Source organism: Sphingomonas kyungheensis, assembly GCF_037120395.1.
GTDB classification, from domain to species: domain Bacteria; phylum Pseudomonadota; class Alphaproteobacteria; order Sphingomonadales; family Sphingomonadaceae; genus Sphingomonas; species Sphingomonas kyungheensis.
In genome coordinates this window covers 1-15,034 of record NZ_JBBBDM010000002.1, presented here as the reverse complement: position 1 = coordinate 15,034, position 15,034 = coordinate 1, and the positions used below count along the sequence as shown (strand labels likewise).

Annotated in this window: 16 protein-coding genes; 4 read left to right on the top strand and 12 right to left on the bottom strand. The window is 69.2% G+C overall.

Features of this window, described 5'->3' with window-relative positions:
- Positions 1 to 58: 58 nt before the first annotated feature.
- The 3 genes from glyS to V8201_RS04015 are packed head-to-tail and all read right to left on the bottom strand — an operon-like array spanning position 59 to position 3,541.
- Positions 59 to 2,200, bottom strand: coding sequence for a glycine--tRNA ligase subunit beta (gene glyS / locus V8201_RS04025; RefSeq protein WP_336544546.1), 2,142 nt, complete (start codon positions 2,198 to 2,200; stop codon positions 59 to 61).
- 7 nt (positions 2,201 to 2,207) lie between these two features.
- Positions 2,208 to 2,675 (bottom strand): endonuclease domain-containing protein, encoded by a 468-nt coding sequence (locus V8201_RS04020; protein WP_333781843.1) that lies wholly within the window; start codon positions 2,673 to 2,675, stop codon positions 2,208 to 2,210.
- Positions 2,672 to 3,541 carry a glycine--tRNA ligase subunit alpha gene (locus V8201_RS04015; RefSeq protein WP_336544545.1) on the bottom strand — a complete coding sequence of 290 codons (870 nt, stop codon included), beginning with the start codon at positions 3,539 to 3,541 and terminating at the stop codon, positions 2,672 to 2,674. The genes V8201_RS04020 and V8201_RS04015 overlap by 4 nt, the downstream gene beginning before the upstream one ends.
- 96 nt (positions 3,542 to 3,637) lie before the next feature.
- On the opposite strand from V8201_RS04015, the gene V8201_RS04010 reads away from it, so the two are divergent.
- Together V8201_RS04010 and V8201_RS04005 are read left to right on the top strand one after the other, a co-directional pair.
- Positions 3,638 to 4,543: a TraB/GumN family protein gene (locus V8201_RS04010; RefSeq protein ID WP_037534658.1), complete on the top strand. Its 906-nt coding sequence runs from the start codon at positions 3,638 to 3,640 to the stop codon at positions 4,541 to 4,543.
- A 296-nt stretch (positions 4,544 to 4,839) separates the two neighbouring features.
- Positions 4,840 to 5,478: a 50S ribosomal protein L25/general stress protein Ctc gene (locus V8201_RS04005; RefSeq protein ID WP_037534659.1), complete on the top strand. Its 639-nt coding sequence runs from the start codon at positions 4,840 to 4,842 to the stop codon at positions 5,476 to 5,478.
- Positions 5,479 to 5,686: 208 nt separating this feature from the next.
- Here V8201_RS04005 and V8201_RS04000 read toward each other — a convergent pair whose 3' ends face one another.
- Positions 5,687 to 6,436, bottom strand: coding sequence for a MauE/DoxX family redox-associated membrane protein (locus tag V8201_RS04000; RefSeq protein ID WP_336544544.1), 750 nt, complete (start codon positions 6,434 to 6,436; stop codon positions 5,687 to 5,689).
- Positions 6,437 to 6,508: 72 nt separating this feature from the next.
- Between V8201_RS04000 and V8201_RS03995 the strand changes: the two genes are divergently transcribed.
- Positions 6,509 to 6,928 (top strand): MerR family transcriptional regulator, encoded by a 420-nt coding sequence (locus tag V8201_RS03995; protein ID WP_336544543.1) that lies wholly within the window; start codon positions 6,509 to 6,511, stop codon positions 6,926 to 6,928.
- A gap of 194 nt (positions 6,929 to 7,122) precedes the next feature.
- On the opposite strand, the gene glmS is transcribed toward V8201_RS03995, so the two are convergent.
- From glmS to glmU, 4 genes are read right to left on the bottom strand one after another with little or no spacing between them, the layout of a single operon-like run.
- The gene (gene glmS, locus V8201_RS03990) at positions 7,123 to 8,946 is read right to left on the bottom strand and encodes a glutamine--fructose-6-phosphate transaminase (isomerizing) (RefSeq protein WP_037534695.1); all 1,824 of its coding nucleotides are present in this window, start codon (positions 8,944 to 8,946) and stop codon (positions 7,123 to 7,125) included.
- A 14-nt stretch (positions 8,947 to 8,960) separates the two neighbouring features.
- Positions 8,961 to 9,338 carry a PIN domain-containing protein gene (locus tag V8201_RS03985; RefSeq protein WP_037534696.1) on the bottom strand — a complete coding sequence of 126 codons (378 nt, stop codon included), beginning with the start codon at positions 9,336 to 9,338 and terminating at the stop codon, positions 8,961 to 8,963.
- Positions 9,335 to 9,709 (bottom strand): ribbon-helix-helix protein, CopG family, encoded by a 375-nt coding sequence (locus V8201_RS03980; protein ID WP_271300209.1) that lies wholly within the window; start codon positions 9,707 to 9,709, stop codon positions 9,335 to 9,337. Before V8201_RS03980 ends, V8201_RS03985 begins: the two co-directional genes overlap by 4 nt.
- A 25-nt stretch (positions 9,710 to 9,734) precedes the next feature.
- Positions 9,735 to 11,087, bottom strand: coding sequence for a bifunctional UDP-N-acetylglucosamine diphosphorylase/glucosamine-1-phosphate N-acetyltransferase GlmU (glmU, locus tag V8201_RS03975; RefSeq protein WP_336544542.1), 1,353 nt, complete (start codon positions 11,085 to 11,087; stop codon positions 9,735 to 9,737).
- 61 nt (positions 11,088 to 11,148) lie between these two features.
- Between glmU and V8201_RS03970 the strand changes: the two genes are divergently transcribed.
- The gene (locus V8201_RS03970) at positions 11,149 to 11,856 is read left to right on the top strand and encodes an HAD family hydrolase (protein WP_336544541.1); all 708 of its coding nucleotides are present in this window, start codon (positions 11,149 to 11,151) and stop codon (positions 11,854 to 11,856) included.
- 315 nt (positions 11,857 to 12,171) lie between these two features.
- Here V8201_RS03970 and V8201_RS03965 read toward each other — a convergent pair whose 3' ends face one another.
- The 4 genes from V8201_RS03965 to V8201_RS03950 are packed head-to-tail and all read right to left on the bottom strand — an operon-like array spanning position 12,172 to position 14,692.
- Positions 12,172 to 13,158: a nucleotidyltransferase domain-containing protein gene (locus V8201_RS03965; protein ID WP_037534702.1), complete on the bottom strand. Its 987-nt coding sequence runs from the start codon at positions 13,156 to 13,158 to the stop codon at positions 12,172 to 12,174.
- Complete coding sequence (locus V8201_RS03960) at positions 13,143 to 13,997, bottom strand: HprK-related kinase A (RefSeq protein ID WP_336544540.1); 855 nt, start codon at positions 13,995 to 13,997, stop codon at positions 13,143 to 13,145. The genes V8201_RS03965 and V8201_RS03960 overlap by 16 nt, the downstream gene beginning before the upstream one ends.
- The gene (locus tag V8201_RS03955; RefSeq protein WP_037534705.1) at positions 13,994 to 14,260 is read right to left on the bottom strand and encodes an HPr-rel-A system PqqD family peptide chaperone; all 267 of its coding nucleotides are present in this window, start codon (positions 14,258 to 14,260) and stop codon (positions 13,994 to 13,996) included. Before V8201_RS03955 ends, V8201_RS03960 begins: the two co-directional genes overlap by 4 nt.
- 3 nt (positions 14,261 to 14,263) lie before the next feature.
- Complete coding sequence (locus V8201_RS03950) at positions 14,264 to 14,692, bottom strand: hypothetical protein (protein ID WP_373276456.1); 429 nt, start codon at positions 14,690 to 14,692, stop codon at positions 14,264 to 14,266.
- Positions 14,693 to 15,034 lie beyond the last annotated feature (342 nt).

The window sequence follows — 15,034 nt, the reverse complement described above, 5'->3', positions numbered from 1 at the left end:
CCTTCACTGCGCTGGATGCCTGCCCCGGGGAGGATGGAAAGCATGTCGGATCGGGCCGCTACCCCTCGATCCTGCTGAAATCGGCGACCGTATGAACGGCGGCGCGGACCCGGTCGAGCAGCTGGAGCCGGGCGGCGCGCTTGGCGGGATCGGCGTCGTTGACGGTGACGTCGTCGAAGAACGCGTCGATCGGCGCACGCAGCGAGGCGAGCGCCGCCATCGCGCCCTCGAAATCCTCCGCCTCAATCGCCGCCGCCGCCTTGGGCTCGGCCGCGTCGAGTGCGGCGATCAGTGCGGCTTCGGCGGGTTCGGGCGCGTAGCTGGCGACTGCCGCCTCCCGATCGGGAACGCCCTCCTTCTTGAGGATGTTCGCGGCGCGCTTGTAGCCGGCGAGCAGGTTGGTGCCGTCCTCGGTCGCGACGAAAGCCTGCAAGGCATGGACCCTCGCGAGCAGCCGGACGAGATCGTCCTCGCCGCCGAGCGCGAACACCGCGTCGATCAGATCGTGGCGGACGCCCGCCTCGCGCTGCTGCACCTTGAGCCGGTCGGCGAAGAAGTCGAGCACGCCCCGGTCCACCGCGGTGCCGAGCGGAAAGCGCAGGCCGTTGTCGAGGATCAGCGCGATCACGCCGAGGGCGGAGCGGCGCAGCGCGAACGGGTCCTTCGATCCGCTGGGACGCAGGTCGGCACCGAAGAACTGCGTGATGCTGTCGAGCTTGTCCGCCAGCGCCACCGCCACCGTCACCGGCGCGGCCGGCACCGCATCGCCCTGTCCGACCGGCTTGTAATGATCGCGCACCGCTTCGGCGACCGCGTCGGGCTCGCCCTGCGCGGCGGCATAATAGCCGCCGATCAGGCCCTGCAATTCCGGAAATTCGCCGACCATGCCGGTGACGAGGTCCGCCTTGGCGAGCCGCGCTGCCCGCTCCGCCATATCGGCGAGCGCAACATGCTCCTCCCCGGCACGGGGAGGGGGACCGCCGGCCGCAGGCCGGTGGTGGAGGGGGGCTTCCGCGGGCGATGCCGCCTGTGGCACCCCCCCTCCACCGGCTTCGTCGGTCCCCCTCCCCGTGCCGGGGAGGATTATCCCCTTCTCCACCAGCCACCGCGCGAGCGTCGCGACGCGATCGACCTTGTCTGCCACCGTCCCCAGTTTCTCGTGGAAGACGATGTTCGCCAGCTTCGTCGCCTGCGTCTCGAGCGGCGTCTTGAGGTCGGTCTCGTAGAAGAAGCGCGCGTCCGACAGCCGCGCCGCGAGCACCTTGCGATTGCCCTCGACGATCTGCGCGCCGCCGTCGGTCGCCTCGATATTGGCGGTGCAGACGAAGGCATTGGCGAGCGCGCCCTCGGCATCGCGGCAGACGAAATACTTCTGGTTCACCCGCGCGGTGAGCTGGATCACCTCGGGCGGCACCGACAGGAAGTCGGGATCGAACCGGCCGAGCAGCGGCACCGGCCATTCGGTCAGCCCGGCATTCTCGGCGACCAGCCCCTCGTCCTCGACCAGCACGAGTCCGGCCTCGGCCGCCAGCGCCGTCGCCCGTTCGCGGATCAGCGCGCGGCGTTCGTCCTGATCGACGATGACGTGGCAGGCGCGCAGCTTCTCGACATAATCCGCCGCCGAGCCGATCGTGATCTGGCCGGGATGGTGGAAGCGGTGCCCGAAGGTCGCGACGCCCGACCGGATGCCGGCGATCTCGACCTCGACCAGATCCTCGCCGAACAGAGCGACGATGCCGTGCAGCGGCCGCACCCAGCGCAGCGATTCGGTCGAGGCGGAGGCCGCGCCCCAGCGCATCGACTTGGGCCAGGGAAAGCCGCGGATGATCGCCGGGATCGCCTGGGCGAGCACGTCGGTGGTGGCGCGGCCGGGCCGCTCGGTGATCGCATAGAGCACGCCGTCGCGCTCGGTCAGCGCCTCGCGGGTCAGCCCGGTCTTGCGCAGGAAGCCCTCGAGCGCCTGCGGCGGCGCGCTCGCCTTGGGGCCTTTCAGCTCCTCGGACACCGCCTGCGTCTCGGCCGGCAGGTCGCGCGCGATCAGCACCAGCCGCCGCGGCGTCGCATAGGTGACGAGCGATCCGGCGGCGAGACCCGCCTTGCCCAGTTCGGCGGCGAACAGCCGGGAGAGATCGTCCCGCGCCTTGTCCTGCATCCGCGCAGGGATTTCTTCGGAACGCAGTTCGAGGAGGAAGTCGGTCATCATCTTCTCAATCCTCCCCGGCACGGGGAGGGGGACCGCCAGCCGCAGGCTGGTGGTGGAGGGGGTTGGCCGCAAGCGCTGCGATCGCGTCAGCAGCGGCGTCGGCATCTTTCAGCACGTCCTTTGCGGGGATGTGCAGACCACGATACCCGTTCTCGATCAAGAAGGCATCACGCGCGATATCCCGGCTCGGCCGATCGGCGCGGTCATGCGCTTCGCCATCGACTTCGACGATCGTGCGGGTCGCGCTGCAATAAAAATCGGCGACATAGGGGCCGACCGGATGCTGCTTGCGGAACTTTGCGCCAGCCTGTTGACCTTTGAGCCGCTGCCAGAGCAGCACTTCGGGCAGGCTCATCGACTTGCGCAATTTGCGGGCAGTGGCGGTTTCGGGGCGAAGCGAGCGCGGAGAGCCCCCTCCACCATCGCGCTGCGCGCGACGGTCCCCCTCCCCGTGCCGGGGAGGAATGGTCACGCCGCCCACCCGTTCTTGTCCATCCACGCCGCGCAGGCGCCTTTGGCAAGATCGCGGACACGGCCGATATAGGCCTGGCGCTCCGCCACCGAGATCACACCGCGCGCCTGCAACAGGTTGAACGTGTGGCTCGCCTTGATCGCCTGTTCATAGGCGGGGATCGCCAGCCCGGCGGCGAGGCTGTTCTCGCATTCCGCCGCCGCCTTGCGGAACAGGTCGAACAGGCTGGCGGTGTCGGCGACCTCGAAATTCCACGTTGACATCTGCCGCTCGTTCTCGAGGAAGATGTCGCCATAGGTGACGCCCGCGTCGTTGAAGGCGAGATCGTAGACGTTGTCGACGTCCTGGATGTACATCGCCAGCCGTTCGAGCCCGTAGGTCAGCTCGCCCGCCACCGGCTTCATGTCGAACCCGCCCATCTGCTGGAAATAGGTGAACTGCGTCACCTCCATCCCGTCGCACCACACCTCCCAGCCGAGGCCCCAGGCGCCGAGCGTCGGGCTTTCCCAGTCATCCTCGACGAAGCGGATGTCGTGCCGCGTCATGTCGACGCCGATCGCCGCGAGGCTGCCGAGGTACAGCTCCTGCAGATCGGGCGGGCTCGGCTTGAGGATCACCTGATATTGATAATAATGCTGGAGCCGGTTGGGATTCTCGCCATAGCGGCCGTCGGTCGGGCGGCGGCACGGCTGGACGAAGGCGGCGTTCCACGCATCGGGACCGAGCGCGCGCAGCGTCGTCGCGGTGTGGAACGTGCCCGCGCCCATTTCCATGTCGTAGGGCTGGAGGATCACGCAACCCCGGTCGCTCCAATAGTCATGGAGCGTCAGGATCATCTTCTGGAAGGAGAGAGGTGCGGCTGCCATCGGTCGAGGCTTTGGCCGATGCGACAGCGTCTAGCAAGTGGTGCGGCGCGGCATTAGCTTGGGGTGACACGACCCGATGATGGATAGATCCCCCGCATGATACGTCCCCTTGGCGCTGCACTGTCGGCGATTGCGCTCTGCCTGTCCCTGCCCGCCTGCGCCCGTCCCGCCGCGCCCGCGCGCGCCGCCAACGATGCCGATCCGGCGCTGTGGGTGGTCAAGGACAAGGATACGACCGTCTACCTGTTCGGCACCATCCACGTGCTCAAGCCGGGCCTGACCTGGTTCGACGAGGCGGTGAAGACCGCCTTCGACCGGTCGGACGAGGTCAAGCTGGAGATCGTCATGCCCGACCCCGCGGCGATGCAGGGCCTGGTGCAGGCGACCGGCGTCGCCGCCAAGGGCACGCCGCCGCTGACCGAGCGCCTGCCCGCCGACAAGCGCGCCGCCTTCACCGCCGCGGTGACCAACCTCGGCCTGCCCGCCAATGCGCTCGACACGTTCAAGCCGTGGCTGGCGGCGACGCAGCTGTCGGTCGCGCCGCTGTCCAAGCTCGGCTATGACAGCAGCAACGGCCCCGAACAGGTGATCACCGCCGCCGCCAAACAGGCGAACAAGCCGCTGACCGGGCTGGAGACCGCCGAACAGCAGCTCGGCTTCTTCGGCAGCCTGTCGGACAAGGCGCAGCTCGACTTCCTGGTCAGCACCGTCGACGAACTGCCCAAGCTCGACCAACAGATGGCGGCGATGGTCGACGATTGGGCGAAGGGCGATCCCGATGCGCTCGCCGCCGAGATGAACGACGAGCTGAAGAGCTCGCCCGAGGTCGCCAAGGTGCTGCTCACCGATCGCAACGCGCGCTGGGCGGCGTGGATCAAGCAGCGGATGGCGCGGCCGGGCACGGTGTTCATCGCGGTCGGCGCGGGGCACCTCGCCGGGCCGGACTCGGTGCAGGCGCAACTGGCGAAGCTGGGCGTCAAGGCGGAACGGGTGAAATACTGAGTCAATCCTCCCCGGCACGGGGAGGGGGACCGCGCCCGCAGGGCGTGGTGGAGGGGGCTTGCCGCAAGCGGCACCACTTGTGATGCTCATTACCGGGCCCACACCCCCTCGCAGGTAACAGCCGCCTGCGCGGGAGGAGAGCCCCCTCCACCAGCTACGCTGGTCCCCCTCCCCGTGCCGGGGAGGAATTTGCGTTTTGGCGCACTCTCCGCTATGCGCGCCCGCTTCCGCTCCATGGTCATCCCTGGAGGCGTGGCGCGGGAACGGACTTTAGCACGTTTTGAAAAGGTAATCTGATGAGCGACACCATTACGCTCGCAGCCGAGACGCGCGACCGGGTTGGCAAGGGAGCCTCCCGGGCGCTGCGTCGTGACGGCCGCGTCCCCGCCGTGATCTACGGCCAGAACAAGGAACCGACGGCGGTTCACCTCGAAGAGAAGGCGCTGACCAAGGCGCTGATGACCGGTCACTTCATGACCTCGGTGATCATGGTCGCCGGCGAGCGGACGCTGCCCAAGGACGTCGCCTTCCACCCGGTCACCGATCGTCCGGTGCACGTCGACTTCCTGCGCATCGGTGAACATACCGAAGTCACCGTCGCGGTGCCGGTCGTGTTTGCGGACGAAGAGGAATGCCGCGGCATCAAGCAGGGCGGCGTGCTCAACATCACCCGTCACGAGGTCGAGCTGATCGTCGACGCGGCGGACATCCCGTCGGAGATCACCATCTCGCTCAAGGGCCGCGAGATCGGCGATTCGATCCACATCAGCGACGTCGCGCTGCCCAAGGGCGCCAAGCCGGCGATCGACGACCGCGACTTCGCGATCGCCACGATCGTGCCGCCGACGGTGCCGACCGCCGCCGACGAGGCGCTCGACGCCGAGGTCGCGGAGACGCAGGCCGCCGGTGCCGCTTCGGACACCGCCGAGGGCTGATCCCTCCGCAGGACGAGAACAGGGGCAGGGAAGCGACACGGCTTCCCTGCCCTTTTTCATGCGCCGGCCCGATCCCGATCCCGCCCATCCCCCGCACCGGGCGGCGTTCCCCGACCGCGTACGAACGCCTTCGGAGCCGCAGGCCGAACCGCGGCCCGAGGAACGTCATCGCCGGATAGATGCCGACGGTCGGCCGGATCGCGCCGGATCAAGGCGCAGCGGCGAACGCCATCCACAGCGCCATGACGACCATCATCACATTCTCGGTCAGCGACAGGAAGCCGAGCGGCACGCTGCTATCCCCGCCCACGCAGGCGCATTTCAGCTCGCGCCGGTCGATGTAGACCGCTTTGATCACCGACACCGCGCCGATCGTCCCGATCACCAGCGCGATCGGCACCGACAGCCAGGTCAGCACGCCCGCCGCCATCAGCACCCCTGCCAGGCCTTCGGCATAGGGATAGACGTACGAATAGGGCACCCAGCGTCTGGCCAGCAGGTCGTAGTTGAGGAACATCGTCGCGAACCGCTCGACGTTCTGGAGCTTGAGCAAGGCGAGGACGCACATCGAGAAGGCAATGAACCACTCGCCCGCGCGCAGCGTCAGCAGCGCACCGAACGCCGCCTGGCTCGCGGCGAGCGCCATCAGCGCCGTCATCGCGAACACCACCGCCACCGGGCGATAGGTCACCGCCTTCGGGTCGGCGACGGCCTTGCCGAAGAACCGCCGCACGTCGTCATAGCCGCCGACACGCTCGCCCGCGATGAAGGTCTGCGGCGTCGTCTTGACATGATGCTGCGCCTTGAACGCGTCGGTCTCCTCGCGGGTCGCCAGCCAGTGATCCTCGACCGCGAAGCCGCGCCGTTGCAGCAGATCCTTCGCCTTCAACCCATAGGGGCAGACGTGGGTCGGCATCACCATACGATAGAGGATCGCCTTCTTCGTCGCGGCCGGCATGTATCTTCTCCCATGCGTGATCGGCCCCTATATAGGGGCCGTACCATGGTACGGAGTCAAGGCGTGTCTTCCATGACGATCGCGACGCTTGCCGCCGAGGGCGGCGTGGGCGTCGAGACGATCCGGTTTTACCAGCGGCGCGGTCTGCTCGACACGCCGGACCGACCGCGCGGCGCGGGCAGCGGCGGCGGCATCCGCCGCTATGGCCCGTCCGACGTCCGGCGGCTGCGCTTCATCCGCTGCGCCCAGGCGGCCGGCTTCACGCTCGAGCAGATCCGCGAGCTATTGGCGCTCGATGCCACCGACGATCGCGCGCGGGCGCGCACGCTCGCCATCGAGCGGCTCTCGGCGCTGGACGCGCAGATCGCCCATCTCGAAACGGCCCGAACGGCTCTTCGGCGTCTCGCGCAGGAATGCGGCAATGGCGATGCCGGCCCCTGCCCGATCCTGACCGCCTTCGACGGGGGGCACGGCCAAGCGCCCGTCCCCTGACGTCCGCGCGACAACCGATCACCGCCGATCCCGACCGTTCCTCGCAGTGCCTCGTGCCGGTACGGGCGACCAGATCTCCGCCTTGGTGGACGCGCTCGACCGGGACAGCATCCCGGAGCTGGCAGCGCCGCCGCGCGCCTGCGTGGCCGAGGCGCGTATCGGGTCGCGACGCCAGACGTGCGGGGATCCGCGTCTCACTCCACCGTGACGGACTTGGCGAGGTTGCGCGGCTGATCGACATCCGTGCCCTTGGCGACCGCGACGTGATAGGCCAGCAGCTGCACCGGCACCGCATAGACGAGCGGCGCGATCAGCGGATGCACCTTGGGCATGGTGATCGTCGCGACGCAATTCTCGCCCGCCGCCTGGATGCCGTCATAGTCGCTGATCAGCACGACCTTGCCGCCGCGCGCCTGCACCTCCTGCATGTTGCTGACGGTCTTCTCGAACAGCGGCCCCGACGGCGCGATGACGATGACGGGGACATTCTCGTCGATCAGCGCGATCGGCCCGTGCTTCATCTCGCCCGCGGCATAGCCTTCGGCGTGGATGTAGCTGATCTCCTTGAGCTTGAGCGCGCCCTCCAGTGCCAGCGGATAATCGGTGCCGCGCCCCAGGTAGAGGACGTCGCGCGCCGAGGCGATGACCCCGGCCATCTCCTGGATCGATTCGTCATAGGCGAGCGCGGCGTTGAGCGATGCCGGCGCCTCGCCGAGGTGGCGGACGATCTGCTTCTCCTCGCCCGGCTTGAGCTGCCCCTTCACCTGCGCGAGGTTGGCGGCCAGCGCGGCGAGCACCGCGAGCTGGCAGGTGAACGCCTTGGTCGAGGCGACGCCGATCTCCGGCCCGGCATGCGTCGGCAGCAGCAGGTCCGCCTCGCGCGCCATCGAGCTGGTCGGCACGTTGACCACCGCGGCGATCTTCTGCCCCTCGCTCTTGGCGTGGCGCAGCGCGGCGAGCGTATCGGCGGTCTCGCCCGACTGGCTGATGACGATCATCAGCCCGCCCGGCTCCATGACCGGCGCACGGTAGCGGAATTCGGAGGCGACATCGAGATCGACGGGCACGCGCGCGAACTGCTCGAACCAATATTTGGCGACCATGCCCGCGTAGAAGCTGGTGCCGCAGGCGACGATGGTGACGCGCTTGATCGCGCCGAGGTCGAAATCGGGGATCGGCAGCGTGACCCGCTCCTCCATCCGCTGGAGGTAGGAGCGCAGCGTCTGCGCGACGACGATCGGCTGCTCGTAGATCTCCTTGAGCATATAGTGGCGGTGATTGCCCTTCGAGATCAGCTCTCCGGTGACGCCGGAGATGGTGATCGGCCGCTCGACGGGGTGGTTGTCGCGATCATAGACCTGCGCGCCCTCGGCGGTGCAGACCACCCAGTCGCCCTCGTCGAGATAGGCGATCCGCTGCGTCAGCGGCGCGAGCGCGAGCGCGTCCGAGCCGAGATAGGTTTCGCCCTCGCCATGGCCGACCACCAGCGGCGAGCCGAGCCGCGCGCCGATCAGCAGTTCGGGATGCTTGCGGAACAGGATGGCGAGCGCGAATGCGCCGTGCAGCCGCGGCAGCACCTCGCGCACCGCGGCGATCGGATCGAGCCCCGCCTCGACCTTCTCGCTGACCAGATGCGCGACCACCTCGGTATCGGTCTCGCTGGTGAAGACGCGGCCGCGCGCGATCAGCTCGTCGCGCAGCGGCTTGAAATTCTCGATGATGCCGTTGTGGACGACCGCGACCTCGTCGGTCGCATGCGGGTGGGCGTTGTTGGTGGTCGGGCCGCCGTGCGTCGCCCAGCGCGTGTGCGCGATGCCGGTGGTGCCGGGCAGCGGATGCGCGGCGAGCTCGCGCGTCAGGTTGACGAGCTTACCCGAGGCGCGCCGCCGCTCGATCGCCCCGTCATGATCGGTGGCGATCCCGGCCGAGTCGTAACCGCGATATTCGAGCCTGCGCAGCCCGTCGAGCAGGCGCTCCGCGACGTCTTCCGTGCCGACGATTCCAACGATTCCACACATAGTCGGTACTGCCTTCAGATCAGGTAGGGGACGCGGATGCCCGGCATGGATGCCGGAAAATCGCGAATATTTCGAGTAACAAGAGTGCGACCATATCGCATTGCGCTGGCAAGGATGATCGCATCCGGCGATTTCAGCCGCAAGCGTTCGCGGCGCAACGCCGCGGCGCGCAGGGCGATATCGGCATCGATCTCATCGACGTTGAAGCCATGCAGGAACGCCTCCGCCTCCCGCACCAACTCCGGCATGCCTTTGGCGAGCACTTCCACCCAGACCATCCGACTGACCCAGGCGCCGCCGGCGTCGCGGGCGCGCCGAATCTCTTCACGGGCCGGGATGAAGCCCGCCAGAGCATCGATGACGATGTTCGAATCGAAGGTCGCAGTGATCATGCCGGATCGGGATAGATTGGCTCGGGATAGCGACCGGCCACCATGTCCAGATAGACCTGGCGTTGCCGGTCGTCCTCGGCGTCGAACAGATCGGGGAATTCCGCTTTGACCGCTTCGTAATCATCGTCCCACGGTCGCGTCCAGCTGGCCCGTTCGCGCCGCTGCCATTCGACGGCATCGCCGATATCGGTGCGGTCCTTCCACAATCCGAACCCGCGATCGAGCCAGTCCCCGTCCTCCGACTGGGACTGCGCCCGGAACGTCGATACCGCCTCGCGGAGCATCGCCGCGCGCGACCGGCCGAGCGCGGCGGCGCGCTGATCGAGCCATTGCAGATCATCGGCTGGGATGTCGGCGAGCACGCGGGTCATGCCGGTATGATATCACGCAGTGATATCACCCACCACCCTTGCGCGCCGCCATCATCGCGCGGAAGCGCGTCGCCCAGCCGGGCTTGGCGACCTGCGGCGGGCGGACAAGCGCCAGCGCGCCGGCCTCGACATCCTGCGTCACCACCGATCCCGCCGCGACGATCGCGCCGTCGCCGATCGCCACCGGCGCGACCAGCGCCGAATTCGACCCGATGAACGCGCCCGCGCCGATCTGCGTCTTATACTTGAAGAAGCCGTCGTAATTGCAGGTGATCGTCCCGGCGCCGATGTTGGCGGCGGCGCCGATGCTCGCATCGCCGACATAGGACAGGTGGTTGACCTTGGCACCCTCGCCGACCGTCGCCTTCTTGATCTCGACGAAATTGCCGACCTTGGCCTTGGCGCCGAGCACCGCGCCGGGGCGCAGCCGCGCATAGGGGCCGACCTCCGCCTTCGGGCCGACCGAGGCGCCCTCGACATGGCTGAAGGCGTGGATCGTCGCGCCGTCGGCGATGCTGACGCCGGGGCCGAAGACGACATGCGGCTCGATCACCACGTCGCGGCCGATGACGGTGTCGTGCGCGAACCACACCGTCTCCGGCGCGATCAGCGTCGCGCCCGCCGCCATCGCCTGCGCGCGGCGCTCCGCCTGCCAGCCCGCCTCGACCGCGGCGAGTTCGCCGCGGCTGTTGATGCCGGCGACCTCGACCTCGCCGGTCTCGATGCACACCGCGCGGCCACCCTCGGCGATCGCCAGCATGACGACGTCGGGCAGATAATATTCGCCCGCGGCATTGTCGCTGCCGACCGATTCGAGCAGCCGCCACAGGTCGCGCGTGCGCACCGCGGTGACGCCCGAATTGCACAGGTCGACGGCGCGTTCGGCGGGACTCGCGTCCTTATATTCGACCATCTTGCGGATCGTGCCGTCGCTCGCCGCGATGATCCGGCCATAGGCGCGCGCATCGGCGGGGCGGAAGCCGAGCACCGCGACGGTCGGCGCGTCCGGCGCCTCGAGCCGCGCCGCCAGCCGCGCGACGGTGTCGCTGGCGAGCAGCGGCGTATCGCCGAAACAGACGATCGCGATGCCGTCGAACCCGTCGAGCGCCGCCTTGGCCTGCAGGGCGGCATGCGCGGTGCCGAGCTGCTCGCGCTGCCAGGCGATCTCGACGCCGGTGCTCGCCACCGCCGCCTCGACCTGCTCGCCCGAGGCGCCGACGACGACGACGCGCCGCGTCGCGCCGGCGCGGTTGAGACTGTCGATCAGGTGGAGCAGCATCGGCCGCCCGGCGATCGGGTGGAGCACCTTGTGCAGATCGGACTGCATCCGCGTACCCTTGCCGGCGGCGAGGATGATGACGGCGAGAGCTTGGGTCATGCGCAGCGACTGCCACGGAAGGCTTGCCATTTCCAGAGCGACGCGTCACCGCCGCGCGGGCATGACGCCGATTTCATCCCGCCCCTCGCCCGCCGCGCCGTTCGACATCGTCGGCTTCGACCTCGACGGGACGCTGCTCGACACCAGCGGCGACCTTGCCGCCGCGGTCAATCACGCGCTCGCCTCGGTCGGCCGTCCGGCGCTGAGCGTCGAGGCGGTGCGGCCGATGATCGGCGGCGGCGCGCGCGCGATGCTGGCCCAGGGCATGGCGGCGACCGGCGGCTGCGACGCGGCGACGCTCGACCGGCTGCACCGGCTGCTGCTCGATCATTACGAGGCGCATATCGCCGATCTGACCCGCCCCTTTCCCGGCATGATCGCGGCGCTCGACACGCTGGCGGCGCGCGGCGCGCGGATCGCGGTGGTGACCAACAAGCTCGAGGCGTTGGCGCGCAAGCTGCTCGACGCGCTCGGCCTGACGGCGCGGTTCGCCTGCATCATCGGCGGCGATACGATGGGGCCGGGCAATGCCAAGCCGAGCCCCAAGCCGATCTACGAGATGCTGGCGCGCTGCGGCGGCGGCACCGCGGCGTTCGTCGGCGATTCGCTGTTCGACATCCGCGCCGGTCAGGCGGCGGGGCTGCCGACGATCGCCTGCGCGTTCGGCTTCCTGACGCAGCCGGTGGGCGAGCTCGGCGCGGATGCGGTGATCGACGGCTATGCCGAGCTGGTGCCGACGTTGGAACGGTTCGCCTCGCCGTCACGGTAATCGCGCGAAGACGCGAAGACGCGAAGGTGTTGCGCTCAGGGGCGCGGCAGCGCTGAAGCATCGGCGGGAGGCGAAAGCCTGCGGTGCCACGCATACGACATCTTTGCGTCTTCGCGTGAGTCACCCTGCCGGCGGGACATGCGCAGATTCGCATCCGAATAGCGAAGGCCCCGATCACGCTCCTTTTTTCACGCGGAGGCGCGGAGGCGCGGAGAGGTCGCGGTCGGGGATGCGGCAGCTCGGATCAAAAGGGGACGGATTGGAGAGCCTGCGGCGCCACGAGCGCATCGCCTCCGCGCCTCCGCGTGAATCAATTCAACGCCGCCACTTGGTCCACAGATGCCGCGCGAGCATCGCCGGCGGCATGCGCAGCCAGTGCGAGCGGACGTAGAAGGCGAAGCGGGTCGCCGGGCGGATCGGCCGACCCCAGTCGTCACGCGCCAGCACCCGGCGCAGGTAGAGCGCGTCGCCGCCCCTGAGATCGCGATGCTCCGGCGCGACCGGCGTATCGAACAGCCGGTGGCACAGCCGCAGCGCCCGTGCCGTCTCGCGGGTGAGACCATGATGTGCGGCGCGCGCGGCGAGGCCGTCGCTGCCATGATCGTCGATCAGGCAGTGGATGTCCCACAGGTTGCGCAGCCCGCCGGCAAGGTCGCCGTCCGCGAACAGATGCGCCGCGGCGTGGACGATCAGATCACGCGGCGACAGCACCGACAGACCGTTGCCGAGCGGCTCGGCATCGGCGAGCAGCGCCGCCGCGTCGGGGGTGATGCGCGCGGTCGGCGGCAGGATGGTATGGTGCACGTCGATCATCCGGTCGCGCGTCCGGTGGATCAGCGGCGGCAGCTCGTGCATCCAGCGCCGGTAATAGGCATCGTCATAAGGGTCGGGCTTGACCCATTCCCACCCGGCGGCGAGCAGCGCCGCCTCGACCCGGTCGAGCGCCGCGCGCGGCACGAGGATGTCGCAATCGCCGATCGACCGCCCGCGCCCGGCGAGCGACCCGGCGGCGACGAAGGCGGTGCCCTTGAGCAGCACCACCGGACAATCGAGCGGCGCCAGCGCCCGCCGCGCCATCTCCGCCTCCCACAGGGCGGCGCGGCGCCCGTTCTCCGCCGAGGCACGCGCATCGGCGAGCAGCAGCGCGACATCCTCGGGCAAGGGCAATCCGTCGAGCCGATAGGCGAGCGTGCCGAGCAATTGCTCCGCCCGCGCGGTGGTGATCAGCCCGATCCAGTCGGTATCGAGCGCCAGCGACTGCGGATCGGCGAGCGCACGGGCGAGGATCAGCGCGTCCGCCACAGCGCCTCCACCTGGTCGATCGCGGTGGCGCCGTCGGGATAGTCGATCGCCTGGGCCGGCACCTCGCGCACCAGCCGGGTCAGCGCGGTGAACCCCGCCTCGCCCATCGCGACGTAATTGGTCGAGGCCTGGGTCAGCCGGACGAACGATTCGGCCGGCGGCACGCCGCGCGTCTCGGCGGCGAAGCCGTGGCGCGGATAGAGCAGTAGCGCCGGCCGCGCCGGCTCGTCCATCGCGCCGACCGCAAGCGCATCGGGCACCATATGGCGGATGTCGCCCTTCGGTGTGCCGACGAGCAGGGGCCCGAGCTTGGCATCCGGCCGTGCGGCGATCGCGGTGGCGATGGCGGCATTCTTGAGGCTGATCAGCCGTGGGAACGGATGGACCAGCCCCGTCTCGGGATCGATCAGCGCGAATTCGTCGCTGAGGAAGCGCCAGCCGCGCGCCGCGAGCAGCGTCGCCAGCGTCGACTTGCCCGCCCCCGATTCGCCGGTGAGCAGCAGCGCCTCGCCATCGCGCGCGACGCAGGCGGCGTGGAGCAACAGGTAACGCCGACCGCCGAGCGCCAGTTGCAGGTTCATCGCCATCTCGGCCGCGAGCAGCCCGAAGCCGAGCGGCAGCGGCGCCGCCTCGGGCAGCATGTAATCGCCGCCGATGCGGATCGACGGCCGCAGCCAGCGCCGCCACCAGTGGGTCGCCTCCAGCCGCACCGTGAAGTCGGGCAGATTGGGCGAGGGGTAATAGCGGTAGAGGTCCTGCAACGCCGCGATCGGCGCGGCCCAGTCGCTGCCGACGCGGAAGCCGATCGGGCCGATGCGGACGGTGAACTGGTGCCTCATAGCGGCTCGACCAACCCCGCGACGACCAGCTCGTCGAGCCGCGCGGCGAGTGCGTCGCGCGTCGCATCGGCGACGTCGTAGCGGTCGGCGAGCCGCGCCAGCAGCATGTCGCCGTCGAGCGGCTCCTCGCCGAGCAGCGCGAGGATCTCGCGCGCCGGGCTGGCGAGCAGATGCGTGATCCCCGACGGGCGGTGGAAGATCGCGGTGAACGCGTCGAGCTCCGCGGTCAGCAGCGCCGCGGCATCCGGGGCGCGGTAGCGCATGGCTCAGCCGCGCGGCATCTGCAGCGAGGCGAAGCAGGTGAAGCCCCCCTGCCCCCGCTGCAGCCGGCGGATGTAATTTACATAGGCGCGGCTGCTCTCATAGGTCGTCCCCGGCAGCTGGACGCCGCGGAGCGCGCGCTTGACCTCCTCGCCCTTGAACGGGCGCGCCACCGGCGGGAACGCCCCCTTGGTGCCGGACGGGACGACATTGCCCTCGGCATCGATGAACTGGCCGGCGCGGCCGAGATCGGGCACCGGGATCTCGCAGGTCATCACCGATCCCGCGGTCTGCGCCAGCGCCGGACGGATCGACACCACCGCGCCCGCGGTCACCGCGCCGAGCATCAGCACGCGCCGCCGGCTCGCCACGCCGGCCTCGTCCGGCTGCGCCTGCGCTTGCATAGGGCCGTCGTCCGGCGTCTCGTCAGTCATGCCACCCCGCTAGCGCCACTGCCTTTCACATTCGCTAACCACTGGCAAGCGCGAGCAATGTACGGTTGCGGGACGGGTAAGGATTTGGCGGGTCGGGTGAGGCCCGGCGAACGGATCCGCTCGGTCGGCGTCGGATCCCGCAGGAGCGCGTGCTTCGTGTAAGTGGACGTCGTAGCTCGACGTCAAAGTGTTCCTGCGAAAGCAGGAACCCAGGGTCAAACAGAGCAACGACTGAGACCCTTTCCAACCCTAGGCTCCCGCGGAGGTGTACTGTTTCGTGAGGTTGGCAAGCTGTTCAGCAGGAGCGGTGTAGCCGAGGCATTGCAGTCGCGTTCGGTTGTA